The organism is Streptococcus mitis (assembly GCF_047460035.1).
In the GTDB taxonomy this organism is placed as follows: domain Bacteria; phylum Bacillota; class Bacilli; order Lactobacillales; family Streptococcaceae; genus Streptococcus; species Streptococcus mitis_DW.
In genome coordinates this window covers 123,353-140,157 of sequence record NZ_JASHHB010000005.1, presented here as the reverse complement: position 1 = coordinate 140,157, position 16,805 = coordinate 123,353, and the positions used below count along the sequence as shown (strand labels likewise).

General features: G+C 40.8%; 15 protein-coding genes. All 15 read left to right on the top strand.

Features of this window, described 5'->3' with window-relative positions; all coding sequences use genetic code 11:
• Positions 1–709: 709 nt before the first annotated feature.
• Positions 710–1,582: a GHKL domain-containing protein gene (locus tag QM956_RS05890; protein ID WP_414302343.1), complete on the top strand. Its 873-nt coding sequence runs from the start codon at positions 710–712 to the stop codon at positions 1,580–1,582.
• Complete coding sequence (locus QM956_RS05885) at positions 1,579–1,788, top strand: response regulator (RefSeq protein WP_004235961.1); 210 nt, start codon at positions 1,579–1,581, stop codon at positions 1,786–1,788. The genes QM956_RS05890 and QM956_RS05885 overlap by 4 nt, the downstream gene beginning before the upstream one ends.
• A 323-nt stretch (positions 1,789–2,111) precedes the next feature.
• Entirely contained in the window at positions 2,112–3,113 is a 1,002-nt protein-coding gene (locus tag QM956_RS05880) for a GHKL domain-containing protein (protein ID WP_414302337.1), read from the top strand.
• A gap of 2 nt (positions 3,114–3,115) precedes the next feature.
• Positions 3,116–3,847, top strand: coding sequence for a response regulator transcription factor (locus QM956_RS05875; protein WP_261065738.1), 732 nt, complete (start codon positions 3,116–3,118; stop codon positions 3,845–3,847).
• Between the two features lie 372 nt (positions 3,848–4,219).
• Entirely contained in the window at positions 4,220–4,348 is a 129-nt protein-coding gene (locus tag QM956_RS05870) for a smi_0059.1 family bacteriocin-like peptide (RefSeq protein WP_049499438.1), read from the top strand.
• Positions 4,349–4,358: 10 nt separating this feature from the next.
• Positions 4,359–4,514: a hypothetical protein gene (locus tag QM956_RS05865; RefSeq protein ID WP_049499436.1), complete on the top strand. Its 156-nt coding sequence runs from the start codon at positions 4,359–4,361 to the stop codon at positions 4,512–4,514.
• 33 nt (positions 4,515–4,547) lie between these two features.
• Complete coding sequence (locus tag QM956_RS05860; protein ID WP_120770741.1) at positions 4,548–4,736, top strand: class IIb bacteriocin, lactobin A/cerein 7B family; 189 nt, start codon at positions 4,548–4,550, stop codon at positions 4,734–4,736.
• A 208-nt stretch (positions 4,737–4,944) separates the two neighbouring features.
• Positions 4,945–5,124: a class IIb bacteriocin, lactobin A/cerein 7B family gene (locus QM956_RS05855; RefSeq protein ID WP_033685275.1), complete on the top strand. Its 180-nt coding sequence runs from the start codon at positions 4,945–4,947 to the stop codon at positions 5,122–5,124.
• Between the two features lie 573 nt (positions 5,125–5,697).
• Complete coding sequence (locus QM956_RS05850) at positions 5,698–5,877, top strand: hypothetical protein (RefSeq protein ID WP_033685273.1); 180 nt, start codon at positions 5,698–5,700, stop codon at positions 5,875–5,877.
• Positions 5,878–5,955: 78 nt separating this feature from the next.
• A complete protein-coding gene (locus QM956_RS05845; RefSeq protein WP_261065739.1) occupies positions 5,956–6,186 on the top strand; it encodes a bacteriocin immunity protein in 231 nt (76 codons plus the stop codon).
• A gap of 583 nt (positions 6,187–6,769) precedes the next feature.
• Complete coding sequence (gene comA, locus QM956_RS05840; protein ID WP_414302336.1) at positions 6,770–8,923, top strand: peptide cleavage/export ABC transporter ComA; 2,154 nt, start codon at positions 6,770–6,772, stop codon at positions 8,921–8,923.
• A 12-nt stretch (positions 8,924–8,935) separates the two neighbouring features.
• Positions 8,936–10,285 (top strand): competence pheromone export protein ComB, encoded by a 1,350-nt coding sequence (gene comB / locus QM956_RS05835; protein WP_049499430.1) that lies wholly within the window; start codon positions 8,936–8,938, stop codon positions 10,283–10,285.
• 275 nt (positions 10,286–10,560) lie between these two features.
• Positions 10,561–11,268: a phosphoribosylaminoimidazolesuccinocarboxamide synthase gene (gene purC / locus QM956_RS05830; protein ID WP_414302335.1), complete on the top strand. Its 708-nt coding sequence runs from the start codon at positions 10,561–10,563 to the stop codon at positions 11,266–11,268.
• Positions 11,269–11,322: 54 nt separating this feature from the next.
• Positions 11,323–15,048, top strand: coding sequence for a phosphoribosylformylglycinamidine synthase (locus QM956_RS05825; RefSeq protein WP_414302334.1), 3,726 nt, complete (start codon positions 11,323–11,325; stop codon positions 15,046–15,048).
• Between the two features lie 161 nt (positions 15,049–15,209).
• A complete protein-coding gene (gene purF, locus QM956_RS05820; protein ID WP_414302333.1) occupies positions 15,210–16,652 on the top strand; it encodes an amidophosphoribosyltransferase in 1,443 nt (480 codons plus the stop codon).
• The last annotated feature ends 153 nt before the right edge of the window (positions 16,653–16,805 follow it).

The window sequence follows — 16,805 nt, the reverse complement described above, 5'->3', positions numbered from 1 at the left end:
AATATAAAATTAAAACGTGCAAATCATTTTCAAGAGGCTTTAGATTTCTTGTATTTTAAAAGAAACTAAAGCCTTTTGTGGATTTATAAGGGGATAGAGAGGATATAAAATTATGAAAAGGAGTTTGTCATGAAAATGAAAAATACATTTGTAGAATTGGAACAATTTGAAGATATTTACAGTTGGTGATATCTATTCCCAAAGCAAAGCTAGTGTTTTGCTACTAATGGGTTAATTAAACGGATTTATGATTATATTACTTGAATTTTTAGTGTTTATATTGATTTTAATCAATATTTTAGCTCCTCCGATTTATCTAGGTAGTCAACTCTCTAAAGCATTTTATGACAAACGTTCTATATTTCTTTTGGTAGTTTTTAAGCTATTTGCTACCTTCGTTTTTCCGAGTTTCTCGCATGTTGCCAATTTATTATTCTTTTATATAATATTTTGGATTGTGTTAAAGAAAAAGAAGAAGGAAGCTCTCTTTCTTGCACTTTATCTATTTGTGTTTTATCAAAGTATTCGATATTTGGTTTTGACATTTATAATACGATTGATATTTGACTACTCTGAACTATCTGATTTCTTGCATAGTGGATTTAATTCTGTATTTAGTTTGATTTCGTTGTTTTTGTCTGTTGTCATTTTAAGACGATGGGGAATTGATTTCAATATATTATTTTTAGATAAATTTCAATCGTTAGTGATGAAAAGTTTGTGGATATTGTCCTTATTGTTTGGTTTTAGACTTTTTTCATCCATCATGTCTGGGGGATGTAACCCTTTCTACGTTCGTTTTGATACGACCATTTCTCTCCTGATTTTCATTCTCTTTTTCTCTTGGCTTTTTTACATCAAGCATTTGGAGCAGGTTTATCGTGATGAGCAAACCATTCAGAGACAGGAAGATGAAAATCGTTCCTTGCAAGGGATGGTGGATAAGTTGGGTCATCTCTATGATGAGGTTCGAGGTTTCCGTCATGATTTTGCAGGGATTGTCGCCAGCATGGAGCCTGCCATAGCGAATCAAGACATGACTGAGGTGTCTACCATTTATCAAGATGTCTTTCTAAAGACCAATGAAAAGCTGAGGAAGGCGGACTACACAGCCTTTAATCTTCACAATATCCATGACATAGCCATTCGTAATACCTTGGCCAAAGCCATGATTGTGGCAGATAAGCAGGGGATTCATTTTAGTTTGGAGACGGTGGGGGTCGTAGAAGAGCTGGCATTGCCGATGTTGGAGGCTATCCGTATCCTTTCTATCCTCACGACAAATGCTTTAGAAGCAGCCAGTGAGGCTGAAAATCAGCAGATTCGGGTTGCTTTATTGGCAGGTGATAGGAGTGTTCGTTTTATCATTGAAAACACTCGTAAGAAAGAAGAACTGAATCCCAGCATTCTCAGTCAAAAGGGTTATTCTACTAAGGGTAACCATAGTGGACTGGGCTTAGCGACCTTGGAGGATATGGTTTTTCATTATGATTTGAACTTAGATACTCAGCTAGGAGAAACGACCTTTAGACAAGATTTAGAATTACCATTTAAGGATGAGGAACGAGGAGGAGAGGAATGAGAATTTTAGTTTTGGAAGACGATAGAGTCCAGCAGGGGCGGATAGAGCAGACTTTACTAGATATTGGTCGCTCTCGCAATTTGAGATTGGAAATTGATATTGCTAAAAACTATGGAGATGTTGAAAAGTATTCTCAGTATTTTGACCATTACCAACTCTATTTATTGGATTTAGAGATTGATGGAGAGCGTGATTGGATAGTATGATTTTGACTTTTATTAAGGAGACTCTATTTGCTTTATTGTTGATAGTCTCCATTATAATTCCCCCAATCTATCTAGGTTACCAAATTACACCGGAATTTCGTAAAAAGAGATACATAGTCTATTTACTAATGATGCAAGTAATAGCTGGTAAAACTTTTTTTGAAATCATGTATTTGGAAGTTTTAATCTTTTTTTACCTTATTTTCTATATGAATAGGAAGAAAAAAGGAGAATCTTTATTTCTTTCACTCTATCTTTTTAGTTTTTATCAGAGTATTCGCTATTTATTGGTATTGTTCTATATTCGGATGTTAGATATAGATATGCTATCAGAAGTAGGAAATGGGATTGTTAACTCTTCTTTTTCCCTATTAGCTATCGTACTAACAGTAGTTATGATGAAGCGTTGGTCTTTGGATTTGGATTTATTTTTTTCAGATGCTTTCAAAACCCACTATCGTAAGAGTTTTTTCATTATCCTACCTCTGACTGGATTTAGGATATTCTCTTCGTTTATGACCAATAGAAATAGTTCTTTCTACGTTCGTTTTGACACGACCATTTCTCTCCTGATTTTCATTCTCTTTTTCTCTTGGCTCTTTTACATCAAGCATTTGGAGCAGGTTTATCGTGATGAGCAGACCATTCAGAGACAGGAAGATGAGAATCGTTCCTTGCAAGGGATGGTGGATAAGTTGGGGCATCTCTATGATGAGGTTCGAGGTTTCCGTCATGATTTTGCAGGGATTGTCGCCAGTATGGAGCCTGCTATAGCTAATCAAGATATGGCTGAGGTGTCTACCATTTATCGAGATGTCTTTCTAAAGACCAATGAAAAGCTGAGAAAGGCAGATTACACGGCCTTTAATCTTCACAATATTCATGACATAGCCATTCGTAATACCTTGGCCAAAGCCATGATTGTGGCAGATAAGCAGGGAATTCATTTTAGTTTGGAGACGGTGGGGGTTGTTAAAGAGCTGGCATTGCCGATGTTGGAGTCTATCCGTATCCTCTCTATCCTCACGACAAATGCTTTAGAAGCAGCGAATGAGGCTGAAAATCCGCAGATTCGGGTTGCTTTATTGGCAGGTGATAGGAGTGTTCGTTTTATCACTGAAAACACTCGTAAGAAAGAAGAACTGAATCCCAGCATTCTCAGTCAAAAGGGTTATTCGACCAAGGGTAACCACAGTGGACTAGGCTTAGCGACCTTGGAGGATATGGTTTTTCATTATGATTTGAACTTAGATACCCAACTGGGAGAGACGACCTTTAGACAAGATTTAGAATTGCCATTTAAGGATGAGAAACGAGAGGAATAGGAATGAGAATTTTAGTTTTGGAAGATGATAGAGTCCAGCAAGGACGGATAGAGCAGACTTTACTAGATATCGGTCGCTCTCGCAATTTGAGATTGGAAATTGATATTGCCAAAAACTATGGAGATGTTGAAAAGTATTCTCAGTATTTTGACCATTACCAACTCTATTTATTGGATTTAGAGATTGATGGAGAGCGTGAACGGGGCTTTCAGGTTGCTCAACAGGTTCGGGAGCGGGATCCTTTTACAAGCATTGTCTTTGTGTCCACGCACTCGGAGGCCTTGCCTCTAGCTTTTCGCTACCACTTGTCTGCCTTGGATTTTATTTCCAAGGATCAGCCTGAGGAGGATTACCGTCATCAGCTGGAGCGCTGTCTGGACTATGTACTGGCAGTGGACAAGAGGGAAAATATGCGTCTCTTTACCTATAGTTTTGAGGGGAGACGGGGCTTTACTCTGCCCTACCATGAGATTTTAGCCTTTGAAACCTCAGTGGAATCCCACCGTATCAAGGTCTATTATGCCAATCATTCTATCAAGACCATTTATGGCAGTCTCAAGGATATTGCTGCCAAGGCTGAAAAAGATTACTTTGCCTATGCCAATCGCAATACGTTGGTCAGTTTACAGGCCATTGAAGAGATGACTGCGACAGAAGTGACCCTGTTAGAAGGCTTGCACTTCCCTGTATCACGGACAGCCAGAAGAACCCTTAAAAAATATCTCAATGTCTAATATCTGTTAGATTTGAATGAATTTATCAATAAGAATGTCGGAAAATTTTCTGATATTCTTATTTTTTTGAATTCTTTTTCGAATAGATAAGTAAGAGGAAAAGGAAAGGAGCCTAGTTCATGTATCTACCAATCTTGTATCCGTGGTTCATTAAATTATTTTATAAATAAAATTTAATTTAGTTATTCATTTTCGAAATTTTTTTCGAATAGATAAGTAAGAGAAAAAAGGAAGGAGCCTGGTTTATGTATCTACCAATCTTGTATCCGTGGTTTATTAAATTATTTTTTAAATAAAATTTAATTTAGTTGTTCATTTTCGGATTGTTTTTCGAATAGATAAGTGAGAGGGAAAAAAGAAAGGAATAAAATAATGAAAGAACATTATTATGGATTTGTTGAGCTGACTTCGGAAGAATTGACCGATATTCAAGGTGGAGAAAATTGGACGAAGACACTTGCAGATTGGTACGTTGGATTTCGTAGAGGTTTAGGTTTTTAGGGGATAAGCGATGAATGAAATGAATGATAAGTGTACTATTGAAGTATTAAAGGAAAGCGACTTAGCCTTGCTGGTGGGTGGTAGCAAGGAAAGTTATCAACGGGGTTTAATTACAGGTCTATTGTTACGTAGTGTATTTATTGGAACTCCATTTTTTAGAGGATAAGATTTAGAAAAAATAGGACAAGAGGAGAAAAAGATGACAAATTTTGACAAAATGGAACAGAACTTTGTAGCTCTTACAGAAGAAGAGTTGATGGATGTAGATGGGGGAATTGCACCACTAGTAGTTGCGTTTGGAGTAGCGGCGTTTAAAGGTTTTTCTGTAACAGGAGGGGCTATTATACTGGGAGCAGGTCTCTATCAAGTTGGTAAAAATCTGAAATAAGACTTTGAGTAAGTTTTATGAATAGAATATTAAAAAAAATATATATAGGATCTGCTTTAATATCTTACAGCATATTATTAATTTATTCTCTACTTAATTTAGAGAAGGTATCGTTGGGGATCTGTATTTTGTTAGTAGCATTGACATACTATATTAATAAAAAAGAAATATTTAAAGCAAAAGTGAATAAGAGCAAGGAGAACTTAAAATGAATATTTTAGTAAATGATAATCAGTTTACAGAAATGACAGAAAAAGAACTAGCAACAGTTGATGGAGGAGTACTTCCTGCAGCGGTAGTAGCAGTTCCAGTAGGAATCAAGGTTGCGGGGTATGTTGTCGGCAGCTTATCTGCTGCAGGGCTAGTTGCATGGGGTTACTTTAGATAAGACACTTTGGAGAAATCAATGAATTTTTCAAACGAATTTGCGGCTGTTATTATATCAGCTTCAGGGATAGTGGGTTTATTAGTAGGAGTCACTATTGGCTTGGCTAGTATTATTTAAAGAGGGATATAACATGCAAAATTTGAATCAATTTGAAATCGTAGAGCAAAGTGAATAAGTTGGAGCAGGTTTATTAATTGTTATCAAAGGATCATTACTTCCTGTAGGTGGAGCAGCTTTGGGGTATTATGCGAATAGACCATAATCTGATTGTAGTCAGAGAGGCATTTCTATGTTTTTAAAAAAAGAAGTGATATTACTAGGGGTATTGTTATCGATACGTATTATTTTTACTATCGTTCAAATTTTAATTGACTATAAAATATTATCTGGACAGTATAGTGTAAATTTTATGGATATTTCAGAAGTATTTACTTACCCAATACTCATTTTACTCATTTACATAGCAATAAAATATAATACAAAGGAGTAATGAAGAACATGAATCAAAAGGATTTTGTGTATATGAATGGTAGCGTTTTTCCGCCATTCTTGTCAGGTAATTAGGGGTTTCTTATGAAAACATTTTTATTAGGCTTTGCTGAAGGGTATTTTATCGTATCGCTCATAATCTACATCGCAACGTATTTGATTTTGAAAAATCCAATCAATACCCTATTTTATCCAGAAATTTACCCCGTTTTATTTGGGCTCTTTTATCTAGGATATAAGATCAATAAAAAGCGAGTAGAGTAAACAGTTAAGAATGACTTGTTAGTCTGCGCTGAAAATAGCTAGGCTAGAATCTAAGAATGCATCACATCGGAGTTTAATATGAAATTTGTTAAATCAATACTGAAAGTTTGGCCTGAAATCATGGTATTACTTAGTTCAATGTCTTATACCATCATCAGATTAGTAGCTGATATGAATAAAGTATCTTTACCTACTTGGTTTGATAGTTTCAATATACCAACGATTGCATTATTTATGATGGTCTTCATTATTTTATACAGAAGTAAAAAAAAAAGAATGGATAAATTTGAAGTAGTAGACTCTTTATAGGGAATAGGTGTCTTATAGTAACGAATCAAAAAAAGGAGTAACTATGAATCGTAATTTAGAACGGTGTTACCTATTCTGACTATGAATAGATCATGCCAGAGGTGGCTTAGAAATAGTAGGGACATTAGAAATTGAAGTAATGAATAGGATGTCACAAATGTTACTATCAATGATTTATTTGTTCCAAGCTTGCCTAGGGTGTCAGTAAAAAATCATTTTCCTTTCAATAGCATATTTTTAGTAGGTAGAGCGTTTGTTCTGCCTATTTTTTTATCCCAAAAGTGCATTTGGGAGGTAGATAGGCGCATTTGGGAAGGAAGTCCAGTTTTTATTTGGGAATTGGGGTAAGATAGGTATTATCAGATGAGTTTATATTCTTCGAAAATCAAATTCAAACCACGTCAACGTCGCCTTGCCGTAGATATGTTACTGACTTCGTCAGTTCTATCTGCAACCTCAAAACAGTGTTTTGAGCTGACTTCGTCAGTTCTATCTACAACCTCAAAGCCGTGCTTTGAGCAGCCTGCGGCTAGTTTGCTCTTTGATTTTAATTGAGTATGAGTTTAGAAAAAAGGAGATGGATATGAAATTTGGGAAACGTCACTATCGTCCGCAGGTGGATCAGATGGACTGCGGTGTAGCTTCATTAGCCATGGTTTTTGGCTACTATGGTAGCTATTATTCTTTGGCTCACTTGCGCGAATTGGCCAAGACGACTATGGATGGGACGACGGCTTTGGGCTTGGTCAAGGTGGCAGAGGAGATTGGTTTTGAGACGCGAGCGATCAAGGCGGATATGACACTCTTTGACTTGCCAGATTTGACCTTTCCTTTTGTTGCCCATGTGCTTAAGGAAGGGAAATTGCTCCACTACTATGTGGTGACTGGGCAGGATAAGGATAGCATTCATATTGCCGATCCAGATCCTGGGGTGAAATTGACCAAACTGCCACGTGAGCGTTTTGCGGAAGAATGGACAGGAGTGACTCTGTTTATGGCACCTAGTCCAGACTACAAGCCTCATAAGGATCAAAAGAATGGTCTGCTCTCTTTTATCCCTATATTAGTGAAGCAGCGTGGCTTGATCGCTAATATCGTTTTGGCAACACTATTGGTAACCGTGATTAACATTGTGGGTTCTTATTATCTGCAGTCTATCATTGATACCTATGTGCCAGATCAGATGCGTTCGACGCTTGGGATTATTTCTATTGGGCTGGTTATCGTCTATATCCTCCAGCAAATCTTGTCTTACGCTCAGGAGTATCTCTTACTTGTTTTGGGGCAACGCTTGTCGATTGATGTGATTTTGTCCTATATCAAGCATGTTTTTCACCTGCCTATGTCCTTTTTTGCGACACGCAGGACAGGGGAAATCGTGTCTCGTTTCACAGATGCTAACAGTATCATCGATGCGCTGGCTTCGACCATTCTTTCGATTTTCCTAGATGTATCAACGGTTGTCATTATTTCCCTTGTTTTATTTTCACAAAATACCAATCTCTTTTTCATGACTTTATTGGCGCTCCCTATCTACACAGTGATTATCTTTGCCTTTATGAAGCCGTTTGAAAAGATGAATCGGGATACCATGGAAGCCAATGCGGTTCTGTCTTCTTCTATCATTGAGGACATCAATGGTATTGAGACTATCAAGTCTTTGACCAGTGAAAGTTCACGCTACCAAAAGATTGACAAGGAATTTGTGGATTATCTGAAAAAATCCTTTACCTATAGTCGAGCAGAGAGTCAGCAAAAGGCTCTGAAAAAAGTTGCCCATCTCTTGCTCAATGTCGGCATTCTCTGGATGGGGGCTGTTCTGGTCATGGATGGCAAGATGAGTTTGGGACAGTTGATTACCTATAATACCTTGCTTGTTTACTTTACCAATCCTTTGGAAAATATCATCAATCTGCAAACCAAGCTTCAGACAGCGCAGGTTGCCAATAACCGTCTGAATGAGGTTTATCTGGTAGCTTCTGAGTTTGAGGAGAAGAAAACAGTTGAGGATCTGAGCTTGATGAAGGGAGAGATGACCTTCAAGCAGGTTTCCTACAAGTATGGCTATGGTCGAGATGTCTTGTCGGATATCAATTTAACCGTTCCCCAAGGGTCTAAGGTGGCTTTTGTGGGGATTTCAGGGTCAGGTAAGACGACTTTGGCTAAGATGATGGTTAATTTTTACGATCCAAGTCAGGGAGAGATTAGTCTGGGTGGTGTCAATCTCAATCAGATTGATAAAAAGGCTCTGCGTCAGTATATCAACTACCTGCCTCAACAGCCCTATGTCTTTAACGGAACGATTTTGGAGAATCTTCTCCTTGGAGCCAAGGAGGGGACGACTCAAGAGGATATCTTACGGGCGGTGGAATTGGCAGAGATTCGGGAGGATATTGAGCGCATGCCACTGAATTACCAGACAGAATTGACTTCGGATGGGGCAGGAATTTCAGGTGGCCAACGGCAGCGAATCGCTCTGGCGCGTGCTCTCTTGACAGATGCGCCTGTCTTGATTTTGGATGAGGCGACTAGCAGTTTGGATATTTTGACAGAGAAGCGAATTGTCGATAATCTTATGGCTTTAGACAAGACCTTGATTTTCATTGCCCACCGTTTGACTATTGCAGAGCGGACAGAGAAGGTTGTTGTCTTGGATCAGGGCAAGATTGTTGAAGAAGGAAATCATGCTGATTTGCTTGCACAGGGTGGATTTTACGCCCATTTGGTGAATAGCTAGAAAGAGGAGAGAATGAAACCAGAATTTTTAGAAAGTGCGGAGTTTTATAATCGCCGTTACCATAATTTTTCCAGTCGGGTGATTGTCCCCATGTCCCTTCTGCTCGTGTTTTTACTTGGATTTGTAACTTTGGCAGAGAAGGAGATGAGTTTGTCTACTAGAGCTACTGTTGAGCCTAGTCGCATCCTTGCAAATATCCAGTCAACTAGCAACAATCGTATTCTTGTCAATCATTTGGAAGAAAATAAGCTGGTTAAGAAAGGGGATCTTCTGGTTCAATATCAGGAAGGGGCAGAGGGTGTCCAAGTGGAGTCCTATGCTAGTCAGTTGGACATGCTCAAGGATCAAAAAAAGCAATTGGAGTATTTGCAAAAGAGCCTGCAAGAAGGGACGGATTACTTTCCAGAGGAGGATAAGTTTGGCTACCAAGCCACCTTTCGCGACTACATCAGCCAAGCAGGCAGTCTTAGGGCTAGTACATCGCAACAAAATGAGACCATCGCGTCCCAGAATGCAGCAGCTAGTCAAACCCAAGCTGAAATCGGCAACCTCATCAGTCAAACAGAGGCTAAAATTCGCGATTACCAGACAGCTAAGTCAGCTATTGAAACAGGTGTTTCCTTGGCCAGTCAGAATCTAGCCTACTCTCTCTACCAGTCTTACAAGTCTCAGGGGGAGGAAAATCCGCAAGCTAAGGCTCAGGCAGTGGCGCAGGTTGAAGCGCAGCTTTCTCAGTTAGAATCTAGTCTTGCTACTTACCGTGTTCAGTATGCAGGTTCAGGTACCCAGCAAGCCTATGCGTCTGGCTTAAGCAGTCAATTGGAATCCCTTAAATCACAACACTTGGCTAAGGTTGGTCAGGAATTGACTCTTTTAGACCAAAAGATCTTAGAGGCAGAATCAGGTAAGAAGGTACAGGGAAATCTTTTAGACAAGGGGAAAATTACGGCAAGTGAAGATGGGGTGCTTCACCTTAATCCTGAGACCAGTGATTCTACCATGGTTGCAGAGGGAAGCCTGCTAGCCCAACTCTATCCTTCCTTGGAAAAAGAAGGGAAAGCCAAACTTACAGCCTATCTTAGTTCAAAAGATGTAGCAAGAGTCAAGATTGGGGACTCTGTTCGCTATACTACGACTCATGATGCTAAGAATCAACTTTTCCTAGATTCTACTATTACAAGTATTGATGCGACAGCTACTAAGACTGAGAAAGGGAATTTCTTTAAAATCGAGGCTGAGACCGATCTGACTGCTGAGCAGGCAGAAAAACTTCGGTATGGGGTGGAAGGTCGCCTACAGATGATTACAGGCAAGAAAAGTTATCTACGTTATTATTTGGATCAATTTTTGAACAAAGAGTAATGTTCGTGTTTTTAGAGTTATACTCAATGAAAATCAAAGAGCAAACTAGAAAACTAGCCGCAGGCTGTACTTGAGTACGGCAAGGCGACGTTGACGCGGTTTGAATTTGATTTTCGAAGAGTATTAAATGATTTTAAAACTGTGAGAAAGATACTTCTTGCAGTTTTTTCTTTACGATTCTTGCTTCACATTCGCCGTTTATTCGGTTAAATTCTTGTAATTTTAGGTTTTTTGTGGTAGAATGTGCTCAAGTAATACGAAAGGCGAACTTTAAAATGTCAAAACAATTGATCTATTCGGGAAAAGCTAAAGATATCTATACAACAGAGGATGAAAATCTTATTATTTCAACTTACAAGGACCAGGCGACTGCTTTCAACGGTGTTAAGAAGGAGCAGATTGCGGGTAAGGGAGTGTTGAATAATCAGATTTCATCTTTTATTTTTGAGAAATTAAATGCGGCGGGTGTGGCGACTCACTTTGTGGAGAAACTTTCGGACACGGAACAACTCAATAAAAAGGTTGAGATTATTCCGCTGGAAGTCGTGTTTCGCAACTACACGGCTGGTTCCTTTTCAAAACGTTTTGGCGTTGATGAAGGAATCGCCTTGGAGACTCCGATTGTCGAATTTTACTATAAAAATGATGATTTGGATGATCCCTTTATCAATGACGAGCATGTGAAATTCCTACAGATTGCGGATGATCAGCAGATTGCCTACTTGAAGGAAGAAACGCGTCGTATCAATGAACTTTTGAAAGTCTGGTTTGCTGAGATTGGGCTTAAATTGATTGACTTTAAGCTAGAGTTCGGTTTCGATAAGGATGGAAAGATTATCTTGGCAGACGAATTTTCACCAGATAATTGCCGTTTGTGGGATGCGGATGGCAACCACATGGATAAGGATGTTTTCCGTAGAGGATTAGGAGAACTAACAGACGTTTATGAGATTGTCTGGGAAAAGTTGCAGGGTTTGAAATAACAACCTAGAGGTCGTTGGAACATTGTAAGAGCTGAAATAAAGGAATAAGAATTGATGGATAAACGTATTTTTGTTGAAAAAAAGGCTGATTTTCAGGTCAAGTCAGAGAGTTTGGTTAGAGAACTCCAGAATAATTTGGGATTGTCAACTTTGAAAAGCATTCGCATTGTGCAAGTTTATGATGTCTTTGATTTGGCAAAGGACTTGTTTGCACCTGCGGAAAAACACATCTTCTCTGAGCAGGTGACAGACCATGTCTTGGACGAATCGACTGTGCAGGCGGATCTGGACAACTATGCTTTCTTTGCCATTGAAAGCCTGCCTGGTCAATTTGATCAGCGTGCAGCTTCTTCACAGGAAGCCTTGCTTTTGCTGGGAAGTTCGAGTGATGTGACGGTTAATACAGCACAATTGTACTTGGTCAATAAGGATATTGATACGACTGAATTAGAAGCGGTCAAGAACTACTTGCTTAACCCAGTTGATTCTCGTTTCAAGGACATCACGACAGGGATTGCCAAGCAGGAATTTTCAGAGTCAGACAAGACCATTCCAAAATTGACTTTCTTTGAAAGCTATACAGCAGAAGACTTTGCTCGCTACAAGGCTGAGCAAGGGATGGCCATGGAAGTGGATGATTTGCTCTTTATCCAAGATTATTTCAAGTCAATCGGGCGCGTGCCGACTGAGACGGAACTCAAGGTTTTGGATACTTACTGGTCTGACCACTGCCGTCACACGACTTTTGAGACTGAGTTGAAGCAGATTGATTTCTCAGCTTCTAAATTCCAAAAACAATTGCAGTCAACTTATGACAAGTATATTGCCATGCGTGATGAGTTGGGGCGTTCTGAAAAACCGCAAACCTTGATGGATATGGCGACTATTTTCGGTCGTTATGAGCGTGCTAATGGACGTTTGGATGATATGGAAGTGTCAGACGAAATCAATGCTTGCTCAGTAGAAATCGAAGTGGACGTTGATGGTGTGAAAGAACCATGGCTCCTCATGTTTAAAAACGAAACCCACAATCACCCAACGGAGATTGAGCCATTTGGTGGGGCGGCTACTTGTATCGGTGGTGCTATTCGTGACCCATTATCAGGTCGCTCATATGTTTACCAAGCTATGCGTATCTCAGGTGCTGGAGATATTACCGCACCGATTTCAGAAACTCGCGCTGGTAAATTGCCACAACAGGTCATTTCTAAGACAGCTGCTCATGGTTATTCTTCTTACGGAAACCAGATTGGGCTTGCAACAACCTACGTTCGTGAGTACTTCCACCCAGGTTTCGTTGCTAAGCGTATGGAGCTAGGTGCTGTTGTCGGTGCAGCTCCTAAGGGCAATGTTGTCCGTGAAAAACCGGAAGCGGGAGACGTGATTATCCTCCTCGGTGGTAAGACTGGACGTGACGGTGTCGGTGGTGCGACAGGTTCTTCTAAGGTTCAAACAGTTGAGTCCGTGGAAACTGCTGGAGCTGAAGTTCAAAAAGGGAATGCTATCGAAGAACGCAAGATTCAACGTCTGTTCCGTAATGGCGATGTGACTCGTCTTATCAAAAAATCAAATGATTTTGGCGCTGGTGGTGTCTGTGTGGCTATCGGTGAATTAGCAGACGGTCTTGAAATCGACCTTAACAAAGTGCCTCTTAAATACCAAGGCTTGAATGGTACAGAAATTGCCATCTCTGAATCTCAAGAACGGATGGCAGTTGTGGTTCGTCCTGAGGATGTAGATGCCTTCGTTGCGGAATGTAACAAAGAAAATATTGATGCTGTTGTAGTTGCGACAGTGACGGAAAAACCAAATCTAGTCATGCACTGGAATGGTGAAACCATTGTCGACTTGGAACGTCGTTTCCTTGATACCAATGGTGTGCGCGTGGTCGTAGATGCTAAGGTTGTGGACAAGGATGTCAAACTCCCAGAAGAGCGTCAAACATCTGCTAACACACTTGAAGTTGATACCCTTGCGGTTCTGTCTGATCTCAACCATGCGAGTCAAAAAGGCTTGCAGACTATCTTTGATTGCTCTGTTGGTCGTTCAACGGTCAATCACCCACTTGGTGGTCGCTATCAACTTACACCAACTGAGGCATCTGTACAGAAATTACCAGTTCAACACGGTGTGACTCATACTGCGTCAGTCATGGCCCAAGGCTTCAACCCTTATGTAGCGGAATGGTCTCCATACCACGGTGCTGCCTATGCGGTGATCGAGGCAACTGCTCGTTTGGTAGCTACTGGTGCCAATTGGTCTAAGGCTCGCTTCTCTTACCAAGAATATTTCGAGCGTATGGACAAGCAAGCCGAGCGTTTCGGTCAGCCAGTAGCAGCTCTTCTAGGATCTATCGAAGCACAGATTCAGCTTGGCCTGCCATCTATCGGTGGTAAGGACTCCATGTCTGGTACTTTTGAAGAATTGACCGTACCACCGACCCTAGTTGCCTTTGGGGTGACGACAGCGGATAGCCGTAATGTGCTCTCTCCAGAGTTTAAGGGTGCTGGTGAAAACATTTACTACATTCCAGGTCAAGCTCTCTCTGCAGAAATTGATTTTGATTTGATTAAGTCTAACTTTGCTCAATTTGAAGCTATCCAAGCTGAACACAAGGTAACATCTGCATCAGCTGTCAAATACGGTGGTGTGGTTGAAAGTTTGGCTCTTGCTACCTTTGGAAATCATATCGGTGCAAAGGTGACCTTGTCTGAACTTGAAAGTTCTTTGACAGCACAATTGGGCGGATTTGTCTTCACATCTCCTGAAGAAATCGCTGGAGTAGAGAAGATTGGACAAACAAGTGCAGACTTTACACTCGTTGTCAACAGTGTGAAGCTAGATGGACACAAACTTGACAGTGCCTTCCAAGGAAAACTAGAAGAAGTTTATCCAACAGAATTTGCCCAAGCTAAAGAGCTGGCTAAAGTACCAGCTGTGGCATCGGATGTTGTGATTAAAGCCAAAGAAAAGGTTGAAAAACCTGTTGTTTACATCCCAGTCTTCCCAGGAACCAACTCAGAATATGACTCAGCCAAGGCATTTGAGAAAGAAGGTGCAGAGGTCAACTTGGTGCCATTTGTGACCTTGAATGAAGAGGCTATTGTCAAGTCGGTTGAAACTATGGTTGACAACATCAGTAAAGCTAACATTCTCTTCTTTGCAGGTGGCTTCTCAGCTGCGGACGAACCAGATGGTTCAGCTAAGTTTATTGTCAATATCCTTCTTAATGAAAAAGTGCGTGTAGCCATTGATAGCTTTATCGCTCGTGGTGGCTTGATTATCGGTATCTGTAATGGATTCCAAGCCTTGGTCAAATCAGGTCTTCTTCCATACGGGAACTTCGAGGATGCCAGCGGTACTAGTCCAACCCTCTTCTACAATGATGCCAACCAACACGTGGCCAAGATGGTGGAAACTCGGATTGCCAATACCAACTCACCATGGTTAGCTGGAGTGCAAGTGGGCGATATCCATGCCATCCCAGTATCGCACGGTGAAGGAAAGTTTGTCGTGACGGCTGAGGAATTCGCGGAGCTCCGTGACAATGGACAAATTTTCAGCCAATACGTTGACTTTGATGGCAAACCAAGTATGGACTCTAAGTACAATCCAAATGGTTCTGTTAATGCCATCGAAGGAATTACCAGCAAGAACGGTCAAATCATTGGTAAGATGGGCCATTCAGAACGTTATGAGGACGGTCTTTTCCAAAACATCCCAGGAAATAAAGACCAGCATCTGTTCGCGTCAGCGGTTAAATATTTCACTGGAAAATAAGACTTGCAGGTTTTCTAATAGATAGTATCAATAATGTAAAAGTCATGTAGGTCTAGCTCATGATGATTGCAAATGTTTTGTTTTGCGAGTGAAGCGAGCTCCTACCGTATCATTCCGCTCTACTGAAGGAATGATACACAAATGAAAATTAGGTATAAAAAATGACATACGAAGTAAAATCTCTTAATGAAGAATGTGGTGTTTTTGGTATCTGGGGGCATCCAGATGCTGCCAAATTGACCTACTTTGGTCTCCATAGTCTTCAGCACCGTGGTCAGGAGGGGGCAGGAATCCTCTCCAATGATCAAGGACAATTGAAGCGCCATCGTGACATGGGCCTTTTATCAGAAGTATTCAGAAATCCTGCTAATTTGGATAAATTGACAGGAACTGGTGCGATTGGACATGTTCGTTACGCGACTGCTGGCGAAGCTTCTGTAGATAACATCCAGCCCTTCCTCTTCCGTTTTCACGATATGCAGTTTGGCTTGGCTCATAATGGAAATCTGACCAATGCAGCCTCCCTCAAGAAAGAATTGGAAGATAGAGGAGCGATTTTCAGCGCGACTTCGGACTCTGAAATCTTGGCTCACCTCATTCGTCGCAGTCATAATCCTAGCCTGATGGGCAAAATCAAGGAAGCGCTCAGCCTTGTCAAAGGTGGTTTTGCCTATATCTTACTGTTTGAGGACAAGTTGATTGCTGCCCTTGATCCCAATGGTTTCCGTCCCCTTTCTATCGGGAAAATGGCCAACGGAGCAGTGGTTGTTTCCTCTGAAACCTGTGCTTTTGAGGTTATTGGTGCTGAATGGATTCGCGATTTGAAGCCAGGTGAGATTGTGATCATTGATGACAAGGGCATCCAGTATGATAGCTATACAGATGATACTCAGTTAGCAATCTGTTCTATGGAGTATATCTATTTTGCTCGCCCTGATTCTAACATTCATGGTGTCAATGTTCATACGGCACGTAAACGTATGGGTGCTCAATTGGCGCGTGAATTCAAGCATGAGGCGGATATCGTGGTCGGTGTGCCCAATTCTTCCCTCAGCGCGGCTATGGGATTTTCTGAAGAGTCCGGGCTACCAAATGAAATGGGCCTCATCAAGAACCAATACACCCAACGTACCTTTATCCAACCGACTCAAGAATTACGGGAGCAAGGGGTGCGGATGAAACTCTCTGCTGTTTCAGGCGTTGTAAAAGGCAAGCGTGTGGTTATGATTGATGACTCTATTGTACGTGGAACAACCTCTCGTCGGATCGTTCAACTCTTGAAAGAAGCGGGTGCGACTGAGGTTCACGTTGCCATTGGTAGTCCAGCGCTAGCTTATCCATGCTTCTACGGGATTGATATCCAGACCCGTCAGGAGCTGATTGCGGCCAATCATACGGTCGAAGAAACTCGTCAAATCATTGGAGCGGACAGTCTGACATACCTTTCTGTTGAAGGTTTGATTGAGTCGATTGGGATTGAAACAGATGCGCCAAATGGCGGTCTCTGTGTCGCTTACTTTGACGGTGACTACCCAACACCTCTCTATGACTATGAAGAAGATTATCGTAGAAGTTTGGAAGAAAAGACCAGTTTTTACAAATAGATGACAGATTTTCCATTAAAAAAAAGTAACAAATAGATGACAAATAAGAATGCTTATGCCCCACGTCTCACTACTGACTAAAAGCTAAAGCATTTGTCAGTAGACGCTTTCTCCTATGGGACCAAAGCTAGAGACCTGACTAGTATTTTTAGA

Coding starts and splice junctions, on each gene's coding strand:
- comB (WP_049499430.1), top strand. CDS start 8,936: ATGAAACCAGAATTTTTAGAAAGTGCGGAGTTTTATAATCGCCGTTAC.
- QM956_RS05885 (WP_004235961.1), top strand. CDS start 1,579: ATGAGAATTTTAGTTTTGGAAGACGATAGAGTCCAGCAGGGGCGGATA.
- QM956_RS05860 (WP_120770741.1), top strand. CDS start 4,548: ATGACAAATTTTGACAAAATGGAACAGAACTTTGTAGCTCTTACAGAA.
- QM956_RS05875 (WP_261065738.1), top strand. CDS start 3,116: ATGAGAATTTTAGTTTTGGAAGATGATAGAGTCCAGCAAGGACGGATA.
- QM956_RS05845 (WP_261065739.1), top strand. CDS start 5,956: ATGAAATTTGTTAAATCAATACTGAAAGTTTGGCCTGAAATCATGGTA.
- QM956_RS05890 (WP_414302343.1), top strand. CDS start 710: ATGAAAAGTTTGTGGATATTGTCCTTATTGTTTGGTTTTAGACTTTTT.
- QM956_RS05870 (WP_049499438.1), top strand. CDS start 4,220: ATGAAAGAACATTATTATGGATTTGTTGAGCTGACTTCGGAAGAATTG.
- QM956_RS05850 (WP_033685273.1), top strand. CDS start 5,698: ATGAAAACATTTTTATTAGGCTTTGCTGAAGGGTATTTTATCGTATCG.
- purC (WP_414302335.1), top strand. CDS start 10,561: ATGTCAAAACAATTGATCTATTCGGGAAAAGCTAAAGATATCTATACA.
- comA (WP_414302336.1), top strand. CDS start 6,770: ATGAAATTTGGGAAACGTCACTATCGTCCGCAGGTGGATCAGATGGAC.
- QM956_RS05865 (WP_049499436.1), top strand. CDS start 4,359: ATGAATGAAATGAATGATAAGTGTACTATTGAAGTATTAAAGGAAAGC.
- QM956_RS05880 (WP_414302337.1), top strand. CDS start 2,112: ATGCTATCAGAAGTAGGAAATGGGATTGTTAACTCTTCTTTTTCCCTA.
- QM956_RS05855 (WP_033685275.1), top strand. CDS start 4,945: ATGAATATTTTAGTAAATGATAATCAGTTTACAGAAATGACAGAAAAA.
- QM956_RS05825 (WP_414302334.1), top strand. CDS start 11,323: ATGGATAAACGTATTTTTGTTGAAAAAAAGGCTGATTTTCAGGTCAAG.
- purF (WP_414302333.1), top strand. CDS start 15,210: ATGACATACGAAGTAAAATCTCTTAATGAAGAATGTGGTGTTTTTGGT.